A 26,080-nucleotide genomic window follows, 5' to 3' on the forward strand; every position below is an offset into this window, starting at 1 on the left:
GTTATTGGTTATTTGTTACCAGTCACCTTCCAGGCTGTGCCTGCAATGCCCCATGCCTCATGCTTTTAGGCCCCATGCCCCTTCCTAAATGTAATTCTTAATCTTTTTTAAGTTCACTTAACCTTCATACTTAGAATAAGGGCGACCATAGCTGGATTGACCCCCTGAGTTGAGATTTTGGATCATCGCCAGTTGGGTATTGGGCTTGGCTGTGCAAGGGAGGAAACCGTACCTTAACAATCCTTACATCCTTACATCCTTGCATCCTTGCGTCGAATGACACGCCCAAAAACGGATACAAGCCGCCGACAATCGTCGTGGGCTACCCAAAGTTTTAGACCCTAGTTCCATCTCCCAGATTCATCTATGGAGTCAATCTAGAATCTAAAATCTAAAATCTAAAACCGAATGATCCACAGCCGTCTGCAAGAGAAATTCATTTTATGCCTTGGTCTCGTATCCTGAGTGGAATAGTTGCGATCGCCCTTGCTTTGGGAATGATTATTATGGGCGGATGGTACTTCACCGTCGGCTTTGGAGTCATCGTCTACCTAGGCCAATTGGAATATTTTCAATTAGCCAGGGCTAAAGGCATTGCACCCGCTGCCAAAACTACCTTAGCCGTCAGTCAAGGGCTATTAATTACTGCCGCCCTAGCACCGGAACTCGTAGATGCCATGTTCCCCTTAGCGGGAACCTTAATTTGTTTCTACCTGTTATTCCAACCTAAATTATCGACGATCGCCGATATTGCCTCCTCAATTTTAGGATTGTTCTACGGCGGTTATTTGCCCAGCTATTGGATACGGCTGCGAGTCGGCCTCGACCCAGCCAATCTTGCTACAACTGGACTGGGGCAAGCAGTAGCAAGCAATTTGCCCGTTAACATTTACTCGCCGGCGTCTTGGACAACTTCCAGCCACATATCTTTAGGATTGACTTCGCTGCTGCTGGCTTTCCTCTGCATCTGGGCCGCTGACATTGGGGCTTATTTTGTCGGCAAATTCTTCGGCCGCACTAGCCTGTCTCACATCAGCCCCAAAAAAACCGTTGAAGGTGCCGTATTTGGAGTTTGCGGCAGCATCGCCGTGGCCGTCGCTGGGTCTTGGTATTTACACTGGCCGGGGTGGCCGTATACTGGGGCTGCTTTTGGTCTATTGATTGGCGTTGCTAGCTTGTTGGGAGATTTAACTGAGTCGATGATGAAGCGAGACGCCGGTGTTAAGGATTCGGGACAGTTGATCCCCGGTCACGGCGGCATTCTCGATCGCACCGACAGTTATGTTTTTACCGCGCCCTTAGTCTACTATTTTGTGACTTTATTTTTGCCCGCGATCGACTCTTTTTTAATTAATCGGTAATCGGTAATTGGGAATGGGGAATTGGGAATTGGGAATTGGCCAAACAGGGCATGGGGCACTGGCTAAACAGGGCATTGGGAATTGGCCAAACAGGGAATTGGCCAAACAGGGCATTAGGTATGTATTCCCAGGCTCTACCGAAGAACCAGGTTAAAGTCAACTGTCAACTGTCAACTGTCAACTGTTAACTGTCAACTGTCAACTAACTAAGGCAACACTCTAATTCCTCCCCGACAAACAATCTCCCCCGGACTCAAAATCAACTCTTCTATCTCAACTTCCGGCCCAAAATCAATTTTAAAACCATTGAAATCACTGCTCTTTAATTCTCCATCCATTTCGATTTCTGGTGCTTCAAACATCAATTCGCGACCGCTAGCCATCCGCAAACCAGTCCGCAATACCAAAGGAATTTGCCTACCGCCAGCGCGCAAAATTGTCGCCGAAAGCGTTAACAAACCCGCCTCAATAGCAATCTGCGAATTTTGCAACTTCAACGACTGTTCCCTATCTGTCAGCGGCAGCATTGGCAGCAAAAATTCGCTCAAAGCATCAGCAAGCAATGGCGCTTTCAGCGACGCATTCAAATCCGCTTGGCTGAGCCTCAAAACGCCTGTCACGGGAACTGATTCCAGGAGGCGCAGGGGTTGGCCTTTGAGAGCTTGACCGAGGTTGATGCGAATGCCGCAGCCCTCTATGGCAACTTCAGTTAGGTGTAGTCCTTTATACACAGCACCGCGAGCAGCAGCCGTGACTTTGGGGATCGCACCGCTGAAGATTTGTCGATCGCTCCCCTCAATTTTCACCTTCAACTCGTCCACCTGCTGAACTTGCGATCGCAGCCACAACTGCACAGCCGGAGACAGCACTGCGCTCGCGATCCGGCTGCCTGGACTCGCCGAAGGTCTCCCTGGTTCCTCGCCGAGATTAACAGTCCCACCAGAGCCACCAGCGGTATCTCTATTGTCAAATTGAAGAGAGTTTCGATCGACAGTCATAAACAATTTCAGAATATAAACCTTAATATTCAAGCACAGAAATTTCACTAGAACTTGCACATCCGGCCTCAAAAACCTGGTTTTTGCACAGATATACGGCTGTCAACCTCGGATTTTCCTGAGAAACCGGGTATCAATACAAATCCGATTAACTCGCAAATCAAGCAGAAATCTGGCATCAGCAACGCCAGAAGCAGAAAAATTCTCACCTCTCCCCTTGGGATCTTTGGGTAGTTCACGAGTTGTGCGATCCCGATGAAAAATTCGCGATCGAGCGTATAAATTTAACCAGCAGTACGGGATTTATGGTAGTGTTGGTTTATGGTCGGGTCAGACCCACACCTTTCAAACCAGCCGCAAACCAACGGTGCAAACCTGTGCCTGCCGCGAGTCTTTTCCTCGTAGTTTTTGCACAGCATTCAGGGTCATGCCATCAGGACAATCTGCACCGGGCACAAGGACAATCTGCACTCTTGCCGGCCGTCCTGTAATAATTGGTCAGCATTATAATTTATTCCCCACCAGGAATTCAGCATTGCTAGTACGGTTAATCAATTAACCGTGTCGTGTTTCCTCCCCACCGCTGGCTCGTTGGGGATTTCCACACTCCCGTCATGTCTGATGAAAGGCTGCAAAAAATCCTCGCCCAGTGGGGCATTGCCTCTCGCCGTCTTGCAGAACAGATGATTGTAGCTGGACGAGTCCGAGTTAATGGCAATATTGTTCGCTTAGGAGAAAAAGCGAATCCCGATCGCGATCTCATCCAAGTCGATGGAGTCCCGGTGAAACCAACGGATCGACCCGCAAAAGTCTATCTGTTGCTCAACAAACCGGCAGGTGTAGTTTCTACTTGCAGCGATCCAAGGGCCCGATCGAAAGTTCTTGACTTGCTGCCACCACAACTGCGATCCGGTCAAGGCATCCACCCCGTAGGACGCTTAGATGCAGATTCCACCGGCGCCCTCTTGCTCACCAATGATGGTAAGCTGACATTTTGTTTGACCCATCCGCGTCACTTGATCGCCAAAACTTATCAGGTTTGGGTGAGCGGCGATCCCCCGGAACCCATACTACAAACGTGGCGTCAGGGCATCATCTTGTCCGGCAGAAAAACTTTGCCCGCGAAAGTTAAAGTTATCGATCGCGCGCGAGACCAAACTCTGTTAGAAGTCATTCTATCAGAAGGCAGAAACCGACAGATTCGGCGAACTGCCGAACACTTGGGATATCCCGTGGTGCGCCTGCACCGCACAGCCATCGGCCCGATTCAATTGCAGCGGCCCGGTTCGCCAATATTGCCACCAGGCTGCTGCCGACCCCTAGAAGATGCGGAAATTATTTATTTATGGAATCTAGTCAACCTAACATCAATAAGCGTGCCAGTAAATTCCCAGGAGCACAGCATATGACAAAGAATTTATTGTTTTTATTCTTCAAAACCACTAAGCAGAAACTGCACTCCCAAGAGCCAGAAACAGCTCAGAAGAAGCTAGCGGAAATTGGAACTCAACTCCGCCAGTACCGCGAACAGCAGTCGATTTGTTTGGACAAAGTAGCCGTGGTAACAATGATTCGGCGAAATCTGCTACAAGCAATCGAGGACGGTCAACTAGACCAACTTCCCGAGCCCGTCTACACTCAGGGTTTGATCAAGCGCTACGCTGAAGCAATGGGTTTGGACGGAACTCAGTTTGCCGACTTTTTCCCGATCGAACCGCCGCCCCGATCGAGAACCAAGCTATCCTGGCAAGATGGGCCTCAGTTGCGGCCCATGCACCTCTACCTCTTTTACACATTTCTAATTATCTGTTCGGTCAATGTCTTATCTCAGTTGATGAGCGGTTCTATTACCGCAAAAAACGGTGCGGGAGCCGAAGAACTAGGGCTTGGGCAGCAAGAACAAGCCCGTTTAGCTGCTGAGGCATCGAACTCCTCAAAAAATCAGAAACCGGATAGTTACGAGGCTGTCGAAGCAGTAAGAACCGGTCAAAATTTAAATAAATCTGGCAATAAACCAGTGATGGTTAGCGTCACTTTTAAAGCAGAATCGTGGATGCAGGTTGAAGTCGATGGTAAAACAGAGTTTGAGGGAACTTTGCCGACCGGGACTGTTCGCACCTGGGGGGCTCAAAAGCAATTGGTAGTAGTAGCAGGTAACGCCGGCGGGGTAATGGTTGCTGTTAATAACGGACAAGCCGAACCACTCGGAGATCCGGGAGTCGCCAAAGAAGTTGTTTTTAAAGCAAACGAACTCAAGCCTTCAGCACCGCCCAAAAATGAAGGTTGAGTGTTAATTGGTAATTGTTAATGGGTAAGGGGTAATGGGTAATAGCTGGCCGTCCACAGGTTTTAATTAGAATGTCCGTCTTTATGGACTTCTTACCCATTACCCCTTACCCATTACCAACTACCCCTCCTCCACTATCAATGTTTATTAGGAGCGCGCCCGGAGATGTAAGTCATAGTTTTGAGCCGATCGCGCACTTCCCAATTCAAAGCTTCAGGTCGATACCGCCATCCCCAATTTCCCTCTGCTTTCCCCGGAAAATTCATCCGCGCGTCTGTACCCAAACCCAACAAGTCTTGATACGGCACAATTGCCAAATTAGCAACAGACATCCAACCCATGCGGATTAAAGACCAGTGAATTCCTTGGGGATCGATGCAGCCCAAATAACGATAAACGTCATCTCTTTCGTAGTGTTGCAGTTGATTGAACCATCCGACAGTCGTGTCGTTGTCGTGAGTGCCTGTGTAAACTACGCAGTTGCGATCGTAATTGAAAGGCAAAAAAGGCTCGCCCGGGCCGGAGTTAAAAGCAAACTGCAAAATCTTCATTCCCGGAAACTCGAACCGATCGCGCAAAGCTTCCACTTCTGGAGTAATTACCCCTAAATCCTCAGCGATAATCGGCAAGTTGCCAAACTTTTCGTTAATTACATCCAACAAAGCTGTTCCCGGCGCTTTAATCCACTCTCCGTACATAGCAGTTTCTTGCCCGCGCTTCACCGCCCAGTAAGCCTCAAATCCTCGAAAGTGGTCGATCCGAGTCACGTCTACATAAGCGAAAATCGCTTCAAAACGCTGCACCCACCACTCGAAATTATTGGCTTGCAACTTCTCCCAATTGTAGACTGGGTTGCCCCACAATTGACCTGTATTGCTGAAGTAATCAGGGGGAACTCCGGCCATTAAAGCTGCTTCTCCGGTGGCTTCATCCAAGCAGAATATTTCTGGATGAGACCACACATCCGCGCTGTCGTGAGCTACATAAATCGGAATGTCGCCAATAATTTTAATGTCCCGCAGATTGGCATAGCGTTTCAACTCCGTCCACTGGCGAAAAAACTCAAACTGGACGTATTTGTAGTAATAAATCTCAGCATTTAGCTGCTGGCGCCACTTCTCTAGAGACTCTGGTTCTCGACGGGCAATTTCTGGTTCCCAATTGTTCCAGCTAACACCGCCAAAGTTGTCTTTTAGTGCCATAAATAAGGCGTAATCTTCCAGCCAATTCTCTTTGCTTTCGCAAAAAGCTGAGAATTCTTTTTGCTGCACAGGCGATGCTTTGGCTTTGAAGTTTTCGCAAGCTTTTTTGAGCAAAGGCACTTTCAGGGCGATTGCCCGCTCGAAGTCTACATAATCGAGCGGAAATTCTGGTAAATTAGCGAAGTCTTCATCGGCGAGCAATTGGTCGTCCCGCAGCAGTTCTGGGTTGATCAGCAGCGGATTTCCCGCCATTGCTGAATAGCACGAATAAGGAGAATTGCCGTATCCTGTCGGCCCCAGCGGCAATACCTGCCAGTATTGCTGGTCGCTCTCTACTAAAAAGTCAATAAAGCGATATGCTTCTATTCCCATGTCTCCCATGCCAAATCGACTGGGAAAGGATGTGGGGTGGAGTAAAATGCCGCTCGATCGGGGAAAAAGCATAATCTATCTAAAGATATAGGAATTAAACATTGACAATTTGACCGATATTCCCTACAAGTTAAACTTCGCAGTTTTGAGGGCGATTGTCAGGGCAAATACTTTTGTGATTGTCTCATATTTTCTGCAAGAAGGTGCTTACCAAATATTTTATGGCACTCTACTCAAAACTCCTGAGTAGAACCCAAAAGATCAAAATCCAGAGTTACGCGATCGCCTCGCTTTAGCAACTAGGTTTTTTTACCCAGGCGCGTTTGCTGCAACAAAGTATTTTGCTTGAGCGTACCCGGTTTCTGCTTAATTTTTAAATCTAACTTTTCTTTTGTTTTCGCCCCATCTCTCTGCAGTCGTAAATTGCCCGCCAAAAATCACCCATCACTTAAGCAGAGCCAATGCACAAATCAGCCGACTGTTTTTGTATCTCAAAAAACAGTCGGCTGTGGAGTTACCTGAAAAGAGGCTGAGTTTAAGCTTGCTTGTTCAACATTTTCTGCACTTGTTTGAGAGCTATACTGCCGATGTTGTAAGCAGCCCAGCCGCCCGCCAACAATACGGGCATCAATACTATTAGTATGCGGAAGTCAAAATCCATGAGTTCTCCTCCTAAAGTTTTTTAACAAATTCTCATAATCTATTTGTATCTCATTTTGTCGCCATTCTCTTGACTCTTTAACCAAATATTCGGGATACGCAGGAGGACATCGCTCCGCAAGAATTGAGAGCGAAAGCGAAACTCCTGGGCGGGCGATCGGCATTCGCTGCAGCAATTATCCCACAATCTGTTTCGCAATCCCTTCGACAACTTTAGTTAGAGGGTCGTTAGGGAAGTGCAGCACAAACACCCCCTTGCTGGCGAGCAGCATCATCTGGTCGCTGTGGGGCAGTACCCCTGCCACTGGGATGTTGTAAATACTCTCTACTTGCTGCTTCAAATCCTCGAAATCCAAGGATTCTGGGGCTTTATTGATCGTCATCAAAATCTTGGGAACTTCTAATTTGCGGGCCACATCTACTGTGACAGCCGTTCCCTGAAAATCTTGCTGATCTGGACGCAGAATCAGCAGCAGGATATCGGAAATGGTGATGCTGAGGAGGGTTTCTTCGTTGAGCCCCGGGTGCGTGTCTATAAACAGGTAGTCTAAGTTCAAAACCTCGATCAGTTCTTGAAAGCCGTCGGTAAGCAGTCCCACGTCGTAGCCTTCGCGCAAAACTCGCGCTATCTCCCCTGCTTTAATGCTCGAAGGAATCAGGTAGAGGTTGCCGTTACTGGCTAATGGTGGCAGCAGCGAACTCACATTGTAGGCCGTATCCGCGATCGGACACCGGCCCCACAGGTAATCGTTCAGGCAGTGATCCATGTTGCTCTCGCTGAAACCGAACAGCACGTGAATCCCCGGTGATTGAATGTCTGTGTCCACAATGGCGACTCGATTTCCGCCACGAGCGATAATAGATGCGAGGTTTGCTGTCGTGTTCGATTTGCCTGTTCCGCCCCGGTAAGAGTGGACAGAGATGATTTTGGACATGATCTGCGTATGAGGGTAAGAAACGGCGAGAATCAATAATTATGATGCAATTCTCGATGCAGTCGAGTAGTCGGTCATTCTTCCTTGCCCCCCAAATCCTCCTTGTCAGTTAGACTATCCATTTTTTCATCTTTTATGCTCTTTTGTGCGCCCCTGCGCTGCCGCATCTGTTTGGCTTTGGCTTGCAAATCGCTGAACTCGTCATCCGCTTTGGTTTCGGCTGAACTAGCACCGCCGCCGGCCTCGATCGCACCCGTTTGTGAGCTGCTTTCCGATTCAGTCACGGCGGCGCGCTGCTTATGCTGTTTGGCTTTTTCCTGCAACTGAGCTAGGTAGTCGTCTGTGTGACTTTCGGCCTTGGGAAGCTCTGGGGTACTGGCAGTTATTTCTTGGGGTTCGGAAGGTGCTTTTTCAGAGGTTTCTTGTTTGCTAATCCTCAGTTTATCTTTCTTTTGCTGTAATTCTTTAAAGAAATCCGATTCTGTGATTTCTGCGACTTGCTGTTCTTTTTTGGCTTGGTCTATTTCGATTTTGAAGACTTGTTTTACTCGATCGCTAATTGCTTTCCCGTATCCAGCTTTATTAAATCTCTCGGCTGATACAATGCTACCGCCAGTTAAGATTAATGCTAAGGCTGGCGCTGCCAGAGGCACCCACCCTCCTAACAGAAAAATCCCAAAGCCTATCGCGCAGCACCCGGACAGCAGTGCTGCGAATGTCACTGTCAACTTCGCTGGGTGAGCCATCCGCGATGCCAAGGTTCCTCCGACAATTGACCATGCCGAAATCCACATGATTTCTGCCCATTCCGGCCAAAACCACAACATCGGTCTTTTGTCTAAAACTGCACTCAAAATTTGGCTGACTACTTGTGCGTGTGCCACGATACCCGGCATGAATTGCTTACTTTGCTGTCGCCCACTGTAAGGAGTATAAAATAAATCTTTAACTGTTTCTGTGGTGTAACCGATGAGAACTATTTTATCTTTAACTAAATTCGGATCAACTTTCCCTTCTAAAACATCCGTAATTCTGACTTGGTTGGCCACTTGCCGCCTGGAACGATAGTTAATTAATATTTGATATCCCCTGACATCGGCATTTGTGTATCCTCCGTCATTGCTTGCTAGTTGTTTTATTTGGGTTTTTCCCAGCCATAAAGATTTATCGGGTGCAAGTTGGGGAGAGATTTTTTGCCCTTGCAGGTAGCGGAGTGCTAGCTGCAAGTTGAAGGAAGCTAAAACTTGAGAATTGTCATTGCAAAGATGTTTTTGGGCCGAGGAGTTGCCCTCAATTGTCGGCGGTTTCATAAATAATAAAGCCCTGCGGAGTATGCCACCTGGATCGACTCCGAAATCTGCAAATCCCACCCGGTTTGCTGGCAGCCCCGGCGCAGGCGGAGAACCGGGATTGTCCGGGCTTCCGTCGGTGACTAAACATACCCCAATAATTCGATCGCTTTTTTGTAAAAATTTAGTTAATTCCTCGCGCCCGTCTCCTAAAGGTACGTCTCGCAGTACATCTAAACCGATTACTGCTGGCTGCATTTTTTCGAGTTTTTGTAAGATTTCAGCTATTTTGCGATCGGATATCGGCCACTGTTTCAGTTTCTGAATGTCTGCTTCGGTAATCCCCACAACTAGCAAGCGCGAGTCTGGCTGTTCATCGGGACGCCACCTCACCATTTGGTCGTAAGCGCTTAATTCTATTGGTTCGAGTATTCCTAGCTGTCTGGCCCCCATCAAGGATAATGTTACTGCCGCGCTGGCAATTAATACAGACTTAGCAAATGTTAGTGATGGTTTATACCTTTGACTCAATTGAGTCGCTGCTGATCGAATTTTGTTAGATAGGTTACTCATCAGAAAATTGGGTAGAAACCCCGTCCTTCTAGGACGGCTTTATTTTCGCACCTACAAATGGTACAATTCTTATAGTTAAAAAGACGCAAAGATCGAAGCCTGACCGTGAAAATCGGGAAGCCCCTGATTCGTGCATTGCACTTCTAGAGGTTCAAGCAGACCGCGAAAGTTTGGGGAGCGAATCAAAAAAACAAAAAAGTTAGCTACTGAACCGATACAACGAAATAGAAGTATGAGGTTCCAGTCTTGAATCCTAGACTGGGTTAAACTTCTAGAGTGAGTGTGAATTTAGGTAAGCTCAAGGGAGCAATCCGGAGAGTAAGCGAGGCAATTGACACCGCCGTGATGCAGAAAACTCTTGTCTAGCTATTGAACTGGTGACATTGTATCGCATAAATACTTGACCATTTAAATGGTGAAAACTTTATTGAGTGAGTATGGTTCAAGAATTGACTACGGAGTCTTTTCTTCTTCTAAAGAATCTTCGTCCTTCCAGGACCGAGAGTGTCAATATCCCAGCATAAAAGTTTGACTCGTTTCTGGAACAGCAGTTGTTTCAGATTTCCCGCCTGCAGGAGACTTCCTCCATCTTAGAACACTCGGAAACTCCGACCACTTTGTTACAAAAATTTACATTACGTAGCGAGCAACTGTATTCAATGATACTTGCGACCTAGGCAACCAGATTTTTCGGACGGAGAATCCACTTGCCGCTCGAATTAATTAATGTTATTGATGATATGTCAAGGTTTAAATTGTGTATCTGCGCCCTCGACTAGCAGCTCAAAAATATTTGTCACCATCAGCGAATGCCTGTGTTTGCAATTATAGTGAAAGGTACAACAAAATGAAACGTTTTCTACAGCGGGCTACACTTGCCGTCGCCGTATCTGCGATCGCAGCTACCGTCCCCAGTTCACTTGCACCGATGCGCGCACAATCCCAGCCGCTTCTGCTGAGTCAAAATGTTAATTTCAAGCCTCCCGACGTAACAGCCCCCGGCAACCGACAAGGAGGGACACATCGCGGCAGCAAGCTATGTCCAGCGGGTTTATCTATTACTCCTTTAGTCCCTCCAACTAATATCGGTTTAACCCTAACAGATTCTCCCACAATTTTTGTCTATATTCCTAACACCTCGTCCGAAATAGAGTTTACTTTGCTCACGGAAAAGGAGGATAAAGTGGTCTACGAAAAAACCTTTAAACTTGACAAATCCGGGATTGTTGGAGTTAGTATTCCTGCTACCGTGGATAACAAAAAATCCCTTGAAGTTGGCAAGCGATATGTATGGTCATTTTCGATGGTTTGCGACCCCGAAGACCGATCGGCGGATTTAGTTGTTAAAGGGTTCGTGCAGCGAATTGAACCGCAGGCAACACTCAAGAGCGATTTGGCAAATCCCGACCCGATGACTAGGCTCAACGTTTACGCTACAAATGGGATTTGGTACGAAACTATCGCTACTTTAGCCCAAATGCGACGCCAGACACCGGGGGATGCGAGGCTGACAGCCAAGTGGACGCAATTGTTGCAGTCCCAAGGACTGGAATCTGTTGCAGCTCAACCGCTGGTTGGGCCTCTTTAAATCTCGCTATTTCTGGAAATTTGGTCGGTCTGCCGATGGCGATGTAAAAATTGACCGATTTACTCGATCGCGGCCGGGGTTAAAACTCCGGCTTAACAGTAGAGATGCGCTCTATAAATATTTCTACAAGTTGGTGGAAAAATGAAACGTTTTATACATTTTACTGCACTGGTGATGACTGTATTGGCGATCGCCGTTACTCTCCCGAGTTTGCTTACACCGATGCAGGCTGTGCCTTCACCCATTCTGCTGAGTCAGAATGTTAATTTCAAACCCCCAGATGTCACAGCCCCCGACAACCGGCAAGGGGGGACGCATCGAGGCTGTCAGTTGCGGGAAGGTTTATCCATTACTCCCTTAATACCTGAAAGCAATATTGGTTTAACACTAACCGAATCGCCAACATTTTTTGTATATGTTTCTCAACCCGCAGCTCAAGTAGAGTTTGTTTTGCTAAATGAAGATGAATCCGAAGTAGTCTACGAAACTACTATCAAAAATGACAAACCCGGAATTGTGGGAGTTAGCCTTTCTGAGAAAGGCAAGACAAAAAATATTGAGGTTGGTAAGCGATATGTGTGGTCGTTTGCACTAGCTTGCGATCCTCTGGAGCGTTCCGGAGATTATATTGTTAAAGGATGGATGCAGCGAATTGAACCGCAGGCAACTCTCAAGAGCGATTTGGCAAATCCCGACCCTATGGCTAAGGTGATTGCTTATGCTAAAAATGGGATTTGGTATGAAACTCTTGCTACTCTAGCCCAAATGCGGCGCCTCGCACCCGATGATTCGCGGCTGACGACCGAGTGGACGCAATTGTTGCAGTCCCAAGGACTAGAATCGATTGCCGCTCAACCGCTAGTTCAGTCTTTTTAATAACGACTGTTCACCAATCATTGCTGACTGTTTGCATAGTCAATTCTTCAATTCTTCAATCCAGTGACCGAAAGCAGCCAGGGTACAAGCCCCTGTCTCTATCCTGGCACAACCAAAAAATAGTATCCGATAACCAGTCCCAGGATTTATCCGTGAGGTCGCTTTCTTCAATCCAAAATCCCAAATCTAAAATCTAAAATCGATTCACTGATGGCTAATAATTTTCCGACAATTCTAGCTCTTGATTTTGACGGTGTGATTTGTGACGGACTAATCGAATATTTCCAAACCGCTTGGCGTACCTACTGTCAAATCTGGAAACCAGTCGAAACAGTGCCAGATCCAGATTTAGCTGTGAATTTTTACCGAGTGCGGCCCGCCATCGAAACCGGTTGGGAAATGCCGCTGCTGATCCGCGCACTACTGACAGGAATTTCCCCAGAGCAAATTTTGCTAGAGTGGCCCAATATAGTACCGTATTTGTTGACCGAAAATAATTTAAAAGCGCAGTCGGTCGGTGCTATGTTAGACGGATTGCGCGATAATTGGATTGCTGAGGATTTAGCTGGGTGGCTGTCTTTGCACCGCTTTTATCCAGGGGTTGCAGATCGCTTGCACTCGTTGCAGGAGAGTGCGGTGAAAGTGGCGATCGTCACTACAAAGGAAGGCCGTTTTGTGCGGGAGCTTTTGCAGCTAGCAGGCGTAGAAATGCCGTCGGAGTTGATTTTTGGCAAGGAATACAACAAGCCGAAACACCAAATTTTGCGGGAATTTTTGGCAGCGTCTGGCAAAGATTCGACTATTTGGTTTGTCGAAGATCGGTTAAAAACTTTGCTGTCGGTAAAGCAGCAGCCGGATTTATCTCAGGTGAGGTTATTTTTGGCTGATTGGGGTTACAATACTTTGCCAGAACGGGAATCTGTGGCTCAAAATCCACCAGTTCAATTGCTTTCTCTGTCGCAGTTTGCCGGAGATTTTGCCGATTGGCTGCCGCTCGAATGTTGATGTTAGATTTGTTTACACTTGTGATTTTTTTCGCTTTTCAGAGTCAAAAAAATCACAAAATTTTACATCTTTTTTGTTGACTTTTGCGGCGCAGACATGGTATTTTAATATAATGGGATGGTGGCAAAAATAATATTTTTGCTACCATCCCATTATAAGATAAATATAACAGATACTCCTCAAAAAAGCAAGGCTATCGACAAAAAAAATGTTTTTTTTCATAGACTATTGCAGGTAATCTTGACCTCAAAAACCAGGTTATTTTACTATTTATGGGGGCGCGCACGAAGTGTTTTAGTCGATCAAACCGCCTGTCTGACAAAAAAACAAGCTTCGGAACCAAAAAATTGAAAAGTGTTTTGATAATTTCTCAGCTTGAAAGTTTTCTAATATTGAGACTTAAAACCCATGCTCGATTTAACTAAAGCAGCCAAGGCAATGCAGGGAATGAGCCAACATTTGAATGTGGAAGCTCACGCGGCTCGCCAACGTTTGGAAGTGGCTCAGAATTTGCTGGTAAAGGCTGCAGCGGAACAGGAAAAATTGGTGGAATTGCAAGAGAATTGGCGCGATCGCACATTATTCAATGCTGCCACGCCGATCGAGCCATTGTCCGATCGCACCTACATTACCGCACCCCCCGCAGCTCACACAGTCTTTGCCACAGACGGCTCGCAAATTTCCCCCAACCATCACGAAATAGCCTACTGCTACCTGCTAAACGTCGGCACCGTCATGCTGCACTACGGGCAAAGTCGCCACCCAGTTTTAGACAGCGTGCCGGAGGTTTTCTACAAACCCGAAGACTTGTACGGTTCGCGACAGTGGGGAATTAGAACCGAAGAATGGATGGGATACCGGCGCGCAGTTTCCGAAGCAATTGCCTTAGCAGAAATGGGCTGTAATTGGGCAAAAGTTAACGACAATAAATTGCCCGCGCCAGCTTTAGCAATGGTAGACGGTTCCCTGATTTATTGGTTTTTGGAACAGTTACCCACCGATGCGCGCGATCAAATTTTGCTGCCAATTTTAGAAGCTTGGGACAAGTTGCGTTTAGCAGGAATTCCGCTGTTAGGATACTTAAGCGCTTCTCGCAGCAGCGAAAGCTTATCTTTTTTGCGGTTTGAAGCTTGCACCCACGAAGTACCAGACTGCATGACAAATTGCCCGAACGTTGGATTTGCAGCCACAATTTCTTTCGCCGAAAAAGCACCTTGTCAAGAATTTGAACCTTTGCGGGATGCCATCTTGTGGGCAACAATCCTGTCACCGGGACAAAGAAGCCCTTTGTGGAAATCCCAAGCTCGCATTTTAGATTTGTACGGCGTTAATTCCGTCTATTTCTGTTACGTTCACGTCGGCACAGAAATTGCTAGAATAGAAGTGCCGGAATGGGTAGCACAAGATACAGCACAGCTAGATTTAGCATTAGGAATGATGCTGGCTCAAGTACACAAAGGCGGCGGGTATCCGGTGACGCTAGCAGAAGCTCACAATCAAGCGGTAGTCACGGGGGGCGATCGAAGTCGCTTTTTCGCTTTGTTAGAGCAGCAAATGATTAAAGCCGGCTTAAAAAATGTCGGAATTTCTTATAAGGAAACACGGAAGCGCGGCAGTATTGCTTAAAGTAATAAGTAGAGTAATCTTGGACGCAGAAACCGGGTTTTTACGGAAATATTGCATTTAAGCCTTTAACACAGATAAAAAACCCGGTAGCTTTGGTATTGCTGCGTAAGTTATGTAGACTTTAAATAGAGTTAAAAATGTTATATGCCAATAGAACTAATTATCTTAATTGCCTCGTTACTTGTATCTTGGCTGGTGTTTAATTGGGCTTTTAAAGTGTTGAAAGCCAGCATCGGGACAGCGATTGCTTTAGCAGCAATTGTGCTGGCGATGCAGTTATTGTTTGGCATCGGTCCAAATCAGCTTTTCCAACATATAATTCACTTGCCGGAAACCCTGGGGAAAATGATTTCGGGCAAGTGATCCGATTTAAGATTTGAGATTTGAGATTCTTTTAGATACCCGACTTCTTCCAGAAGCCAGGTATCTGAGGATTCCGAGAATTTTCCCTCTTCCGACGGACATCGGACTGACATCCGTTACATCCGTTACATCCGTCGAGCGAATCCGTTGCCGAACTTCCTTCTTCCTTCAGATATTAACTTCCCAGCATTTGCAACTTGTACAAACTGGCATACAACCCTTCTAGCTGCAACAACTCTTCGTGGCTACCAGATTCTACTAACTGCCCACGTTTGAGCACTAAAATACGATCGACATTTCGGATAGTCGAGAGCCTGTGGGCAATAATAATCGCCGTTCTGTCCACCATCAAACGCTCTAGAGCTTCTTGAATTAAAGCTTCCGTCCCCACATCCAAACTAGCAGTTGCCTCGTCTAGAACTAAAATACTGGGATTGCGAATAGCGGCGCGAGCAAACGCTAATAATTGCTTTTGTCCCCCCGAAAGATTGGTTCCCCGTTCCCGCAATTGTGTATCATAACCTTGAGGCAACTGTTCGATTAAACGGGCAACATTTGTCTTTTCTGCTGCTGCTTGAATTTCCTCAATCGAGTAACTTTCTCCCAGGCTGATATTGCTCTTCACGTCACCAGCAAATAGAAAGCCATCTTGGATAATCACGCCTATGTGCCTGCGTAACTCTGCTTGAGGCAAATCCCGAATATCGACATGATTAACCAGAATCCGTCCTCGGCTAGGTTCGTAAAGGCGGCACAGGAGACGGATAATCGAACTTTTGCCCGCACCAGTGGGGCCAACTAATGCTACTTTTTCGCCGGATTTGATGGTGAAATTGAGGTTTTGCAGGACATATTCGTCTTGTTTGTAAGCAAACCACACGTTGTCAAATTGGATTTCTCCCGATTCTGAATTCTGCGATTTGGCATTTTCTCCCCCCCTTAGCAATGTGGGGTTGGCGGGGGGTGATTGGGGATTGTTAGGCACTAAACGATATTCTGAACTTGCTGGATTTTGATGATTATCTGCCAATTCTCGATCGAACGGAGACAAGTTGTAAGCCGTTGCCTCTGGATGTCCAGTTATCAACAACGGTGAATAACCTGCCCTTCTTCCTTCTTCCCTCTTCCCTCTTCCTTCTTCCTTCTTCCCTCTTCCTTCTTCCTTCTTCCCGCTAGTTGGATCTTTAATTTCGATCGGTTCGTTAAGAATATCGCTAATCCGTTCTACGGCGGTAAATCCTGCTTGAATTGCAGTGAATTTCTCAGCAAATTGCCGAAGCGGATCGAAGAGACGCTGAGCAAATAAAATGAATGCCGATAGAGTACCGAAGTTAAGATTACCGGCTAAAACCCTTTGACCCCCCATCCACAAAACGGCTGCAATCGCTACTAAAGCAATCCATTCTAATGTCGCAGATACGGCTGAGTCGTAAAATATAGTTTTGTCAACTGCTTTAATGTAGCGTTTATTCGTGACGCGAAACAATTCTGAGTTGAATCTTTCGCGGCGGAATAGCTGCACTACGCCAATACCAGTCAGGTTTTCTTGCAGTTGGGCGTTGAGATCGGACAGTTCTTCTCTGGTAGTGTAATTTGCTATGCGATATTGGTACTGGAAATAAACTATGACTGCGGTAATTGGTATCATCATCAGCACCAACATTAAAGCTAGTTGCCACTGCATGGTAAACATGAAAATGGCAATTACTAAAATTGAAAATAAATCGCTGACAATGCCGATCGCCCCAGAAGAGAACACCTCTCCCAAAGCTTCCACATCGCTGGTGAGGCGAGTCATCAATTTACCTACAGGAGTGCGATCGAAAAATCTCACTGCTAGCGATGTGACGTGCGCGAACAAATCATTTCTAATATCTGTAGTAATTATTTGCCCTACCTTCGTGACTAAATAGCCTTGAACTGATTGCAGTGCTAATCTAAGTGTTATAGTTAGCATGAGCAAAATAGCCAAAATATTCAATGCAGCAGATAGAGGCAATCCCCGCAAGAATTCGTAGGTAGGTTCCGAGCGAATTACCGAAATTGCCTGTCCGATGAGAATGGGTTGAATTGCTCCTGAGACTGCTAGCGGTACTAATAGTGCGATCGAAATAATCAGCAAGCGTTTGCTGCGGGTTGCGTAAGATGCCAACCTCATGAATAACCGCCAGTCTGTTTCCTGGCCGGATCTGTTTTTGGTGTCTGCTACTGGTGAGGAAATAGTCATTGATGGCAAAAACTGTACAATATATCTAGTTAATAATTGTAACAAATAAAATGAATATTTGGCACTACTATCAGTAACAGGCATCTTGCCTGTTTCACAAAGAGTGTTTTCTTGTAACAGCAGGTTGGGTTGAAGAACGAAACCCAACCAAAATGTTTGTAGGCTGACAAAACTGGTATTATAATCTACTGGTAGAACTTATATTTATCATGCAAGAGATAGAGACAGCCCGATTGTATCTGAGACAATTTACACCAGACGACTTAGATGATCTGTACCGCATCTACAGCGATTCAGAAGTGATGAAGTATTTGAGCGAAGGCGTCAGAAATAGAGAAGAAACAGCAGCAGATTTATTTGGGATAATCGCAGATTGGGAAAAACACGCTTTCGGTTTGTGGGCTGTTGTCAATAAAGAAAATAACCAATTGATCGGCGACGGGGGGCTTCGCTTCTTAGGCAAAACACCTGAAGTAGAAGTCGGTTACGTGTTAGCAAAAGTTTATTGGGGAAAGGTTTAGCATCGGAAGTTGCAGCGGCTAGCCTTAAGTATGGATTTGAAGTATTGAAACTAGAAAAAATCGTCGCTGTTGCACATACCGAAAACAGAGCCTCGCGACGGGTAATGGAAAAAGTGGGGATGAGATACCAGTATAACCTCGACCATTCCGATCGAGTATATTATTCAATCTCGCGAAAAATCTACCAGTCAAAAGTAGTTGAGTTGAGGAAGGAAATCTAACCAAAATTTTTGTAGCAATACTTATCAAGAATGGTATCATAATCTAGTGGTATTAATTATATTTATCATGCAAGAAATAGAGACAGCCCGATTGTATCTGAGACAATTTACGCCAGACGACTTAGACGATCTGTATCGCATCTACAGCGATCCTGAAACCATGAAATACCTCGCAGGAGTTAGAACTAGAGAAGCAACAGAAATCGCCATTCATACCATGCTCGAACGTTGGGAAGAAAACAACTTCGGAATGTGGGCTGTAGTACATAAAATAGACCGTAAAATGATTGGTCGCTGCGGACTTGGTTTTCTGGATCAGACACCGGAAGTTGAGCTAGGCTATACCCTCGACAAAGTTTATTGGAATCAAGGATTGGCGACTGAAGCATCTTTTGCTAGTCTCAACTATGGATTTCAAATATTAAAGTTGGAGAGAATAGTTGCGATCGCCCGCCCAGAAAATATCGCCTCCCAGCGGGTGATACAGAAAGTTGGCATGAAATATGAAAAAAATGCTCATTATTACGAAACTGATGTAGTATATTATTCTATCTCGCGAGAAACCTACGAGTCAAAAGTAGTTTTGTAGGGTGTGCATTGCACACCTTACTGCATTTAAATTACTCACCTTGCAATTTGGCATTATTGCCTGCTGACAACTACGAAGTTCTTTGCAATTGCTTGTTAACTTTTTGAATTTTCTTAGCAAAATACTCTTGTCTGTGTCCCAACTTTTTAGCCACGTCCAACCCTTTTTGATAGGATTCCAAAGCCTTATCGTAAGCCTTCATCTCCTGATAAACTTGACCGATATTGTCATAAGCATTCATCAATCCATAGAAATTGTCAGCCCGCTCTTCTAACAGCAACTGCATTTGATAAATCCGCAAAGTCTGCTCCCACTGCTTTTGCGCTCGGTAAAGTAAAGCTAATTTATCTAAAGCTTCGCTAGCTTGGGCATACTGTTGAATGGGGACGGCTAAATTGTAGGCTTCCTGATAGTATTGAGCGGCTAAATTGATTTGACCTATGGTTTGGTAATCACTGGCGATCGCAATTTTGATCGGTGGTATAGCACTCGGGTTTTGTAAGTTAAGATACACCGATGCTAGTTTTTCCCTAGCTGCGATCGCCTTTAGGGGTTGTTTCGACTGTTGGTAAACATAGGCCAACTGTCTCAGAGTATCTACCTCAGTTGGAGGAGTTACAGGCTGCGGCGGCGCGCCGTTTCCCGCAACAACAGCAGAATTTTGCACAGCAGAATTAGCAGCAAATAAAGCGCGGTTTTCCTGAATTAAAGTAGCCAATTCCTCATACACGGGAGCAGCTTTATCGTAACTCAACCAATTGATATGAATAAGCCCGATCGCCTTCAAAATTTGACCTTCAGCCAATATATCTTGGTTTTGGCGCGCCTTTTCGAGAATTTCTTGGTAAACTTCTACAGTCGGGCCTTTAGCGCGCACCTGCTGAAAAGCGGCAGCGAAGGCGGGGAGCAACTCAGTATTAAGTGGTACTTGGGATTTGACTTCTTTTTGAATTGCTTGCAACCGTTTGGTAATAAGCTGTAGTTCGAGGTTTTTACTGTTACTCCAAGCAACACTTCCCACCCGACTCAAAGCAGCAATTTCCGCCGCCGGGCCCAGATACCTCCGCAGCCGCAATTCTCGGAACCAAATTTCAAAAGCACCCGCGCCGTCTCCAGCTTGCAGTTTAGCCGATGCTTCTAAGTTTAACTCTTCCAAAGCCGCTGTCAGTTCCTCCCGCTGAGTGCTGCTCAAAGATTCATTAGCGGGAGTTAGGGGATCGGGTGTGGTAATTTCTAGAGGATTAGGAGAAAATTGATCGAGGGCTGGTGGATTAGTTTGGGCGCTAGCAATAGAACCAGCACACAGCCACAGGAAAAGCAAGCACCCAATTGGTACAGAACTTCTCATTCTAAAAATTTGGTTGCCGCGATTCGGCATTCCTTCTCGAAACATCAAGTTTTGCATATCTACAAAACGGTATAAATTATGTCACAAAGATGGCACAAAAGCAAACTGTTCAACAAGAGCAACAAAATAAATGTCACCGTACTGAGCAATTATGGGCATTTAAAGACGCTGGGCGATCCTCTTCGAGGGCTTCGCCAACGTATTTTACGCTTATTCAGTCTAGCCCTAATTCTCTTAACGGTTTGCACAGCTTGCGCCCCGCCTCCCGCCGTTGCTAGAGACCGCTCTTTTCCAGAAATGTCCCTAGAATTTTTGGGCGAATACCAATTGCCAAAAACCAATTTTGAAGGAGTACCAGTCGGCGGTTTGTCAGGAATTACCTACGATCCCAAAGGTATTAGCGCAGTCACTTCCAAAGCTTATCGCTTTTACGCTCTTTCCGACGACCCCAGCGAAAACGGAGAAGCGAGATTTTACAGTCTCAGACTCGACCTCACATCGAGCGATCCAGCAAATATTCGCCTGAAAAAAGTTACCGTTGACGGCGTTACCTCCCTCAAAAAAGCAGACGGTGAAACCTTCTCTTGGGGTTCCATCAATCCCGAAGGCATCGCCCTTTCTCCCCGCAATTCAATATTTGTCGCCAGCGAAGGCGTTACTCATGTTGGCATCCCTCCTTTTCTCGGTGAATTTGACCTCAAAACAGGGCAAATGCGGGGACAATTGCCGATACCAAAGCGCTATATTCCCGATGCCAGCGATGAAAAACAGCAGCAAGGAGTGGTGGACAATTTAGGTTTTGAATCTTTAACCATCGACCCAGAAACCTTTAGTCCGGGCGGTCTCGATCCGTTTCGTTTGTTTGCAGCTACGGAAGCGCCGTTAAAGCAAGATTTAGACCCAGAACAGGCAAGCAAACTCCGTGTTTTACATTATATCATAGTCGATAAAACGCCGCAATTAGTCTCAGAAAATCTTTACAAGCTCGACCAAGTTCCCATGACTATTTTGAACGGTTTAACAGAATTAGTAACTGTCGGTGGCGGTCAGATTCTGAGTTTAGAACGTTCTTTTGGGCTGTCGGGATACAGCGCTAGGATTTATCAATTAGCGGTTGGGGCGGCTACAGATACTTCGAGAATCCAGAGTTTTAAAGGGCCAGTGACAATGGTCGAACCTGTTAAGAAAAAGTTGCTCCTAGACTTAAGCGAACTCGGAATTCCGCTGTACAATTTAGAAGGGATGACCCTCGGCCCGCGCTTGCCAGATGGCAGCCAGAGTTTAGTTTTGGTCAGCGATGACAATTTTGATGAAGCGCAGAAAACTCAGTTTCTTTTATTTAGCTTGAAGGGCAAAGGTTAGGTAATAAGGGCGGGCTAGAAGCCCACCCCACCCACAATAAGATTTATTATTTGTGAAACAGGCATCTTGCCTGTCGATCAAAACAGTACAATAAGATTCACTCTTTGTGGAACAGGCATCTTGCCAGTTCATAAAAATAGTATAAATGAGGTGAAATAAAATTTATCCAACTATAAAACACCCTAATCATGCCAACTCGTAAGACTTTGCAATTACCAGATATCGAACTTTCCTACCTAGAATGGCAGGCAGAAACAGGGAAAGAAAAAGTTCCGCGTTTGCTGCTGCTGCACGGTTTAGCAGATAGTGCGTGTGTCTGGAGTAACTTGGGCAATTACTTGTCCAACCGCTATCATATTGTAGCGCCAGATATGCGCGGTCACGGAGAAAGTAGCAAACCGAAAATAGGCTATACTTTTGAAAGTGCGATCGCAGATTTAGAAGCTTTGATGGCACATCTCAACTGGCCAGACGCCCACATTTTAGGACATTCTTGGACGGGGAAACTAGCAGCGATTTGGGCGAGGCAAAATCCCGATCGCTTTTGCAGTATGATTTTAGTAGACCCGATTTTCATCACCAAACTGCCCGCCGCGATGAAACTCACCCTGCCAATTGTTTACCGAAAATTAGACTGTCTCAAATGTGTGGGCCCGTTTGCGACTTTAGCCCAAGCAGAAGCAGCAGCAAAACAATCGGGAGAATACGCAGATTGGAGTGAGGTTCAGCAAATGGTATTCCAACACCAAATCGAACAAAAATCCGACGGAACTTGGGGCAGTAAATTTGCGATTGCAGCGAGAAATCAGATATTTGCAGAAGTGATGAAAGTTGCCGGTTTAACTGAAAATATTGATATCCAGACTTTGTTTGTACAGCCGGAAAAAGGCGTAAATCGCATGGCTTGGCAAATGCAGCCATACAAGAGATACTTGAAAAATCTTACCGTTGCCAAAGTACCGGGGAATCACTGGTCTTTTTTGACTGAACCGGAAACTTTTAATCAAACTGTGGCAGAGTTTTTAGAGGGCACAAGACAGTGAATTTAGAAATTATCGCACATCGGGGATTTTCGGCGATCGCCCCCGAAAATACTTTAGCAGCTTTTGAACTGGCGATCGCCCGTGGAGCTCATTCGATCGAATTTGACATTCAGCTATCCGCCGACAACATACCAGTGATTTTTCACGACGCCACATTAGATAGAATCACTGGAGTTTCTGGCAAAGTTAGGGAAAAAACTCTGTCTCAATTGCAAACACTTAATGCGGGACAATGGTTTAGCGATGAATTTTCCCAAGAAAAAATTCCTACCTTAAAAGAATCATTAGCTATCCTCAAAAATGTTGACAAATTTCTTTACTTTGATGTCAAACCTCACTGCGAGTGGTCTGACGCAGATGTCGCGGATTTTGTCAATACTTTGAAGGGCGCAGAGATCCAACATAAATGCGTTATTACTTCCTTTAACGATGGATTTCTGGAACAAGTGCGGCGGCTATCTGGCGATTTGGCGATCGGACACATTGTTGCTAATTTAGAAGCATACAAAAATCAATTAGCTCAAGCTGTGGCGCATCGGGATAATTTGATTAGCAGTCTGTATCGCGTGTTGCTGGAAAACCCCGCATTAATTCAAGAAAGCCGGAGTCAGGGACTTGACATTGTGGCCTGGACGGTGGACGATCGAGCAGATATGCAAAAGTTAATTGATTTGGGTATAACGCTGATAGTCACTAATTGTTTGATATAATTTGTTTAACTTGATATCTTGCACCATTATCAAGAACGGGCAAGATGCCCGTTCCACAAAACTCAATTAATAGATGAATTACTTTCGCAAAAGCATCCACGAAATGTCTGGCTATGTGCCGGGAGAACAGCCACCGCTAGGCACAAAAATTATTAAACTAAATTCTAATGAAAATCCCTATCCACCTTCTCCCAAAGCTTTAAAAGTGCTTCAGGAAATAGACGGAGAAATGCTGCGGCGCTATCCAGATCCAACTGGCAAAGTTTTCCGCATTGCTGCTAGTCAAGTTTTTGGAGTTGCTGACGATTGGATTATTGTAGGTAACGGCAGCGACGATTTATTAAACTTGATAGTTCGCGCTGTGGGCGAATCTGGGAAACAGATTGTTTGTCCCGCGCCTACCTATGTATTGTATCGCACTTTGGCAGAAATTCAAGATGCAGAATTAGTGGAAGTTCCTTATCCCGATGACTACAAGTTACCCGTCGATTTGCTAATAGCCGCCCAGGGTGCAGTGACATTTATAGCTTCGCCAAACAGTCCATCGGGAACAGCGATATCTGTTGCAGATTTGGAGACACTGGCTAATGAGTTATCGGGCATTCTTGTGATCGACGAAGCTTATGTAGATTTCGCCGAAGAAAATGCTTTAAACTTGACAAAAAAGTACAGTAATGTTATAGTTTTGAGGACGCTTTCAAAAGGTTATTCCCTGGCAGGATTGAGGCTGGGTTTTGGCATAGCAAATCCGGCGCTGCTGGCAGAATTAAATAAAATCAAAGACAGCTATAATGTTGATGCTTTAGCTTATGCAGTGGGGGCAGCGGCGATCGCCGATCGAGACCACAAAACAGCCAATGCCGAAAAGATTAAGGCTTCGCGAGCAAAACTAGCCGTTAGCTTTAAGGAATTAGGCTTTGACGTTTGGCCCTCGCAAACTAACTTTTTGTTAGTTAGGCCACCAAACGGCGATGCAGAAAGAATTTATCAAACACTGAAAGTACGGGGAATATTGATTCGATATTTCAATCAGCCGCGATTAGAAGACAAATTGCGGATTAGTGTAGGTACGGAGGAACAGAATCAAATCTTAGTTAAAACTTTGAAAGAAATTCTCTAAATAACGATCGCACTAAAATTAGTTTCTAGTAATGACTTTAGTCCTCTGATTTTTATGAGGACTTGCATTCCTGACTACACACAGCTAGATTACGGATAATTATTAGGATTATCAATAGCCAACCCTGCCGACTGAGCAATATCCAGCAATCTGTTGTCCGCCGAAACAAAAACCAGTTGAGTATCTGGCACGGAAACGAGAGTAGATTGAACGCGCAAAGCAGCCGCTAATTGCACAGCATCATAAGCCCGCAGTGGGTTTTGCATCACCAGTGCGCCCGCTGTTTCTATCAAAGTGCGATCGACTTCAACAACTTCATACTGGTTTTCAAAATCCGTGCGAAAATCTCCCATAAGTTGGTCAACCTCATCGACAGATAGAGTACCCTCTCGTTGACGGCGTGAAAAAGCGCTGCATACCTCCACCCAAGTAATCTGAGAAATCGCGAGAAAGTTACCTGCTGCAGGAACAGTAATCGATTGAATCCAATTACTTCCCAATTCAGGCACATACCGTTTAACCAAAGCGCTGGTGTCTAAGAAATAGGCATTTACCACGGGCCGCGATCCTCAATAACGATTTCAGAAAGAGGTTTCCCCACTCTTCCCTTGAGTTTTTCAAACAGTTCGCGCCGCTTTTGTTCTGTGGCTGCATCTAGCTTAAACTGTTTTGTTGGCAAACCCATCAATTTTCGTAAATCCATCAACTTAATCGCTTTTTCGCGATCGCCCTTGAGTGCTTCCTGCGAAACTTCCGCTACAATTGTGATTTCCACAGTTTCCCCATCATTCAATGACAAAGGACTCAAGGGACGAAAAACCCCGTTTTCGTAGATAGCAGTAATAGTTTCTGGCATAATTAGCCTCTTAATTAAATGCTTTGACTTATTGTACTTCTTTTATTTACTTGGTTGCCACCACAGCCAAATTCCAAGCCAAGCGCTTCATCAAAGGCAACTTCTTCAAAAAACCATCCAACCCTTCTAACCGAGAGTATTCCGGTTTCAATCTCTCTTGTTCAATGATAATCTTTTTCCAATAACGCTCCTCATTCGGATGCACTTTTTCGATTAAATAAAAGCGCAAAAAAATCCACAGCGATGTCAGCCAAAACGTATCATAAGCCGTCTCGGAAAACAAAAACTTGACAAAATTTACAATATTAATATCCAAAGGACTTTCATCCTCCGTCCGCACCTCAGTCGCCATTCTACGGTAAACATTAATCACCGGATTGTGCTTCATAGGGTCCCAAAAACAAGCTTTACCCCCCGGCTTCAGGACGCGGTGCATTTCGCGAATTGCCTTTTCTGGTTCCGGTAAATGGTGCAACAAATTAGAAGCATAAACAATATCAAAACTATTGTCCGGGAAATCCATTGCCATTGCATTCACCGTGCAGCCGTCTATTTTGACGCCGTTTTTCTCAGCCAATTTCAGGGCAACTTCTACCATACCCTGAGAATAGTCAGCAGCCACACAATTCGCCCCTTTTTTAGCAAAATAAACGCTATTTTCTCCCGCACCGCAGCCTAAATCTAACAGGCGTTTGCCTGTAATATCGCCCATTTGCTGGACGATAAATCTATTTTCTGGGGCGGTACAAGCTTCAAAGTAATCATTGACTCGAATGCCGTCAATATCGATTGTGGATGCCCAAGCATCGTGGAATTGTCGCTCTTTTTTTAAAGTTTCGTCTTGCATTTTTCAAGAGTTAGTTATTAGTAAAAAAAAGTAATTTTAAACCGCAGATAAACCCGGATCAAGGCAGATTAATTGAGATTTATCTGCTTGGATCTAGGTTC

Annotated in this window: 24 protein-coding genes and 1 pseudogene; 14 read left to right on the plus strand and 11 right to left on the minus strand. The window is 45.5% G+C overall.

Annotation, left to right across the window (positions count from 1 at the left end):
- Positions 1–443 precede the first annotated feature (443 nt).
- Positions 444–1,361 (plus strand): phosphatidate cytidylyltransferase, encoded by a 918-nt coding sequence (locus QUA04_RS11705; RefSeq protein ID WP_333257027.1) that lies wholly within the window; start codon positions 444–446, stop codon positions 1,359–1,361.
- 206 nt (positions 1,362–1,567) lie between these two features.
- On the opposite strand, the gene QUA04_RS11710 is transcribed toward QUA04_RS11705, so the two are convergent.
- A complete protein-coding gene (locus QUA04_RS11710; RefSeq protein WP_333257030.1) occupies positions 1,568–2,359 on the minus strand; it encodes a DUF2993 domain-containing protein in 792 nt (263 codons plus the stop codon).
- A gap of 345 nt (positions 2,360–2,704) precedes the next feature.
- Positions 2,705–2,830, minus strand: coding sequence for a hypothetical protein (locus tag QUA04_RS11715; RefSeq protein ID WP_333257033.1), 126 nt, complete (start codon positions 2,828–2,830; stop codon positions 2,705–2,707).
- Between the two features lie 143 nt (positions 2,831–2,973).
- Between QUA04_RS11715 and QUA04_RS11720 the strand changes: the two genes are divergently transcribed.
- Complete coding sequence (locus QUA04_RS11720; RefSeq protein ID WP_333257093.1) at positions 2,974–3,768, plus strand: pseudouridine synthase; 795 nt, start codon at positions 2,974–2,976, stop codon at positions 3,766–3,768.
- Positions 3,765–4,646, plus strand: coding sequence for a RodZ domain-containing protein (locus QUA04_RS11725; protein WP_333257036.1), 882 nt, complete (start codon positions 3,765–3,767; stop codon positions 4,644–4,646). Before QUA04_RS11720 ends, QUA04_RS11725 begins: the two co-directional genes overlap by 4 nt.
- A gap of 137 nt (positions 4,647–4,783) precedes the next feature.
- Here QUA04_RS11725 and malQ read toward each other — a convergent pair whose 3' ends face one another.
- The 4 genes from malQ to QUA04_RS11745 form a co-directional block, all read right to left on the minus strand.
- Positions 4,784–6,292 carry a 4-alpha-glucanotransferase gene (malQ, locus tag QUA04_RS11730; protein WP_333257038.1) on the minus strand — a complete coding sequence of 503 codons (1,509 nt, stop codon included), beginning with the start codon at positions 6,290–6,292 and terminating at the stop codon, positions 4,784–4,786.
- Positions 6,293–6,755: 463 nt separating this feature from the next.
- A complete protein-coding gene (locus QUA04_RS11735) occupies positions 6,756–6,881 on the minus strand; it encodes a photosystem II protein Y (RefSeq protein WP_333179230.1) in 126 nt (41 codons plus the stop codon).
- Positions 6,882–7,056: 175 nt separating this feature from the next.
- Entirely contained in the window at positions 7,057–7,815 is a 759-nt protein-coding gene (locus QUA04_RS11740) for a MinD/ParA family protein (RefSeq protein ID WP_333257043.1), read from the minus strand.
- A 74-nt stretch (positions 7,816–7,889) separates the two neighbouring features.
- Positions 7,890–9,677 carry a CHASE2 domain-containing protein gene (locus QUA04_RS11745; protein WP_333257046.1) on the minus strand — a complete coding sequence of 596 codons (1,788 nt, stop codon included), beginning with the start codon at positions 9,675–9,677 and terminating at the stop codon, positions 7,890–7,892.
- A gap of 847 nt (positions 9,678–10,524) precedes the next feature.
- On the opposite strand from QUA04_RS11745, the gene QUA04_RS11750 reads away from it, so the two are divergent.
- The 5 genes from QUA04_RS11750 (at position 10,525) to QUA04_RS11770 (ending at position 15,135) form a co-directional block, all read left to right on the plus strand.
- Positions 10,525–11,265, plus strand: coding sequence for a DUF928 domain-containing protein (locus QUA04_RS11750; protein ID WP_333257049.1), 741 nt, complete (start codon positions 10,525–10,527; stop codon positions 11,263–11,265).
- Between the two features lie 141 nt (positions 11,266–11,406).
- Positions 11,407–12,141, plus strand: coding sequence for a DUF928 domain-containing protein (locus QUA04_RS11755; RefSeq protein WP_333257053.1), 735 nt, complete (start codon positions 11,407–11,409; stop codon positions 12,139–12,141).
- Between the two features lie 210 nt (positions 12,142–12,351).
- A complete protein-coding gene (locus QUA04_RS11760; RefSeq protein ID WP_333257055.1) occupies positions 12,352–13,146 on the plus strand; it encodes an HAD family hydrolase in 795 nt (264 codons plus the stop codon).
- A 408-nt stretch (positions 13,147–13,554) separates the two neighbouring features.
- Positions 13,555–14,772 carry a DNA double-strand break repair nuclease NurA gene (locus QUA04_RS11765; protein ID WP_333257058.1) on the plus strand — a complete coding sequence of 406 codons (1,218 nt, stop codon included), beginning with the start codon at positions 13,555–13,557 and terminating at the stop codon, positions 14,770–14,772.
- Positions 14,773–14,916: 144 nt separating this feature from the next.
- Positions 14,917–15,135: a hypothetical protein gene (locus QUA04_RS11770; protein ID WP_172184703.1), complete on the plus strand. Its 219-nt coding sequence runs from the start codon at positions 14,917–14,919 to the stop codon at positions 15,133–15,135.
- A 175-nt stretch (positions 15,136–15,310) separates the two neighbouring features.
- Here QUA04_RS11770 and QUA04_RS11775 read toward each other — a convergent pair whose 3' ends face one another.
- Complete coding sequence (locus QUA04_RS11775; RefSeq protein WP_333257061.1) at positions 15,311–17,362, minus strand: ABC transporter ATP-binding protein; 2,052 nt, start codon at positions 17,360–17,362, stop codon at positions 15,311–15,313.
- A 209-nt stretch (positions 17,363–17,571) separates the two neighbouring features.
- Here QUA04_RS11775 and QUA04_RS11780 point away from each other — a divergent pair.
- Positions 17,572–18,104: pseudogene (locus QUA04_RS11780) on the plus strand (GNAT family N-acetyltransferase).
- Between the two features lie 46 nt (positions 18,105–18,150).
- On the plus strand, positions 18,151–18,693 hold the full coding sequence (locus QUA04_RS11785) for a GNAT family N-acetyltransferase (protein ID WP_333257064.1): 543 nt from the start codon (positions 18,151–18,153) through the stop codon (positions 18,691–18,693).
- A gap of 70 nt (positions 18,694–18,763) precedes the next feature.
- Here QUA04_RS11785 and QUA04_RS11790 read toward each other — a convergent pair whose 3' ends face one another.
- Positions 18,764–20,098, minus strand: a complete 1,335-nt coding sequence (locus QUA04_RS11790; protein WP_333257066.1) for a tetratricopeptide repeat protein — start codon at positions 20,096–20,098, stop codon at positions 18,764–18,766.
- Positions 20,099–20,119: 21 nt separating this feature from the next.
- Here QUA04_RS11790 and QUA04_RS11795 point away from each other — a divergent pair, with 21 nt between their 5' ends.
- The 4 genes from QUA04_RS11795 (at position 20,120) to hisC (ending at position 24,276) form a co-directional block, all read left to right on the plus strand.
- Complete coding sequence (locus QUA04_RS11795) at positions 20,120–21,403, plus strand: esterase-like activity of phytase family protein (RefSeq protein ID WP_333257070.1); 1,284 nt, start codon at positions 20,120–20,122, stop codon at positions 21,401–21,403.
- 188 nt (positions 21,404–21,591) lie between these two features.
- Complete coding sequence (locus tag QUA04_RS11800) at positions 21,592–22,446, plus strand: alpha/beta hydrolase (protein ID WP_333257073.1); 855 nt, start codon at positions 21,592–21,594, stop codon at positions 22,444–22,446.
- Positions 22,443–23,156 (plus strand): glycerophosphodiester phosphodiesterase family protein, encoded by a 714-nt coding sequence (locus QUA04_RS11805; protein ID WP_333257075.1) that lies wholly within the window; start codon positions 22,443–22,445, stop codon positions 23,154–23,156. The genes QUA04_RS11800 and QUA04_RS11805 overlap by 4 nt, the downstream gene beginning before the upstream one ends.
- 73 nt (positions 23,157–23,229) lie before the next feature.
- Positions 23,230–24,276, plus strand: a complete 1,047-nt coding sequence (gene hisC / locus QUA04_RS11810) for a histidinol-phosphate transaminase (protein WP_333257078.1) — start codon at positions 23,230–23,232, stop codon at positions 24,274–24,276.
- A gap of 89 nt (positions 24,277–24,365) precedes the next feature.
- Here hisC and QUA04_RS11815 read toward each other — a convergent pair whose 3' ends face one another.
- Genes QUA04_RS11815 through QUA04_RS11825 form a run of 3 tightly spaced genes read right to left on the minus strand, consistent with a single transcriptional unit; the run spans position 24,366 to position 25,979 of the window.
- Complete coding sequence (locus QUA04_RS11815) at positions 24,366–24,833, minus strand: type II toxin-antitoxin system VapC family toxin (RefSeq protein ID WP_333257080.1); 468 nt, start codon at positions 24,831–24,833, stop codon at positions 24,366–24,368.
- Positions 24,827–25,132 carry an antitoxin family protein gene (locus tag QUA04_RS11820; protein ID WP_333257082.1) on the minus strand — a complete coding sequence of 102 codons (306 nt, stop codon included), beginning with the start codon at positions 25,130–25,132 and terminating at the stop codon, positions 24,827–24,829. Before QUA04_RS11820 ends, QUA04_RS11815 begins: the two co-directional genes overlap by 7 nt.
- Positions 25,133–25,178: 46 nt before the next feature.
- A complete protein-coding gene (locus QUA04_RS11825; protein WP_333257084.1) occupies positions 25,179–25,979 on the minus strand; it encodes a class I SAM-dependent methyltransferase in 801 nt (266 codons plus the stop codon).
- Positions 25,980–26,080 lie beyond the last annotated feature (101 nt).

The sequence above is a fragment of the Microcoleus sp. S13_C5 genome, from assembly GCF_036700845.1.
Classification (GTDB): Bacteria; Cyanobacteriota; Cyanobacteriia; order Cyanobacteriales; family Microcoleaceae; genus Microcoleus.

What these genes read in the sequence shown, in the direction of transcription:
- QUA04_RS11705 (WP_333257027.1), top strand. Translation starts at nt 444, where the DNA reads ATGCCTTGGTCTCGTATCCTGAGTGGAATAGTTGCGATCGCCCTTGCT.
- QUA04_RS11710 (WP_333257030.1), bottom strand. Translation starts at nt 2,359, where the DNA reads ATGACTGTCGATCGAAACTCTCTTCAATTTGACAATAGAGATACCGCT.
- QUA04_RS11720 (WP_333257093.1), top strand. Translation starts at nt 2,974, where the DNA reads ATGTCTGATGAAAGGCTGCAAAAAATCCTCGCCCAGTGGGGCATTGCC.
- QUA04_RS11725 (WP_333257036.1), top strand. Translation starts at nt 3,765, where the DNA reads ATGACAAAGAATTTATTGTTTTTATTCTTCAAAACCACTAAGCAGAAA.
- malQ (WP_333257038.1), bottom strand. Translation starts at nt 6,292, where the DNA reads ATGCTTTTTCCCCGATCGAGCGGCATTTTACTCCACCCCACATCCTTT.
- QUA04_RS11735 (WP_333179230.1), bottom strand. Translation starts at nt 6,881, where the DNA reads ATGGATTTTGACTTCCGCATACTAATAGTATTGATGCCCGTATTGTTG.
- QUA04_RS11740 (WP_333257043.1), bottom strand. Translation starts at nt 7,815, where the DNA reads ATGTCCAAAATCATCTCTGTCCACTCTTACCGGGGCGGAACAGGCAAA.
- QUA04_RS11745 (WP_333257046.1), bottom strand. Translation starts at nt 9,677, where the DNA reads ATGAGTAACCTATCTAACAAAATTCGATCAGCAGCGACTCAATTGAGT.
- QUA04_RS11750 (WP_333257049.1), top strand. Translation starts at nt 10,525, where the DNA reads ATGAAACGTTTTCTACAGCGGGCTACACTTGCCGTCGCCGTATCTGCG.
- QUA04_RS11755 (WP_333257053.1), top strand. Translation starts at nt 11,407, where the DNA reads ATGAAACGTTTTATACATTTTACTGCACTGGTGATGACTGTATTGGCG.
- QUA04_RS11760 (WP_333257055.1), top strand. Translation starts at nt 12,352, where the DNA reads ATGGCTAATAATTTTCCGACAATTCTAGCTCTTGATTTTGACGGTGTG.
- QUA04_RS11765 (WP_333257058.1), top strand. Translation starts at nt 13,555, where the DNA reads ATGCTCGATTTAACTAAAGCAGCCAAGGCAATGCAGGGAATGAGCCAA.
- QUA04_RS11770 (WP_172184703.1), top strand. Translation starts at nt 14,917, where the DNA reads ATGCCAATAGAACTAATTATCTTAATTGCCTCGTTACTTGTATCTTGG.
- QUA04_RS11775 (WP_333257061.1), bottom strand. Translation starts at nt 17,362, where the DNA reads ATGACTATTTCCTCACCAGTAGCAGACACCAAAAACAGATCCGGCCAG.
- QUA04_RS11790 (WP_333257066.1), bottom strand. Translation starts at nt 20,098, where the DNA reads ATGCAAAACTTGATGTTTCGAGAAGGAATGCCGAATCGCGGCAACCAA.
- QUA04_RS11795 (WP_333257070.1), top strand. Translation starts at nt 20,120, where the DNA reads ATGTCACAAAGATGGCACAAAAGCAAACTGTTCAACAAGAGCAACAAA.
- QUA04_RS11800 (WP_333257073.1), top strand. Translation starts at nt 21,592, where the DNA reads ATGCCAACTCGTAAGACTTTGCAATTACCAGATATCGAACTTTCCTAC.
- hisC (WP_333257078.1), top strand. Translation starts at nt 23,230, where the DNA reads ATGAATTACTTTCGCAAAAGCATCCACGAAATGTCTGGCTATGTGCCG.
- QUA04_RS11820 (WP_333257082.1), bottom strand. Translation starts at nt 25,132, where the DNA reads ATGCCAGAAACTATTACTGCTATCTACGAAAACGGGGTTTTTCGTCCC.
- QUA04_RS11825 (WP_333257084.1), bottom strand. Translation starts at nt 25,979, where the DNA reads ATGCAAGACGAAACTTTAAAAAAAGAGCGACAATTCCACGATGCTTGG.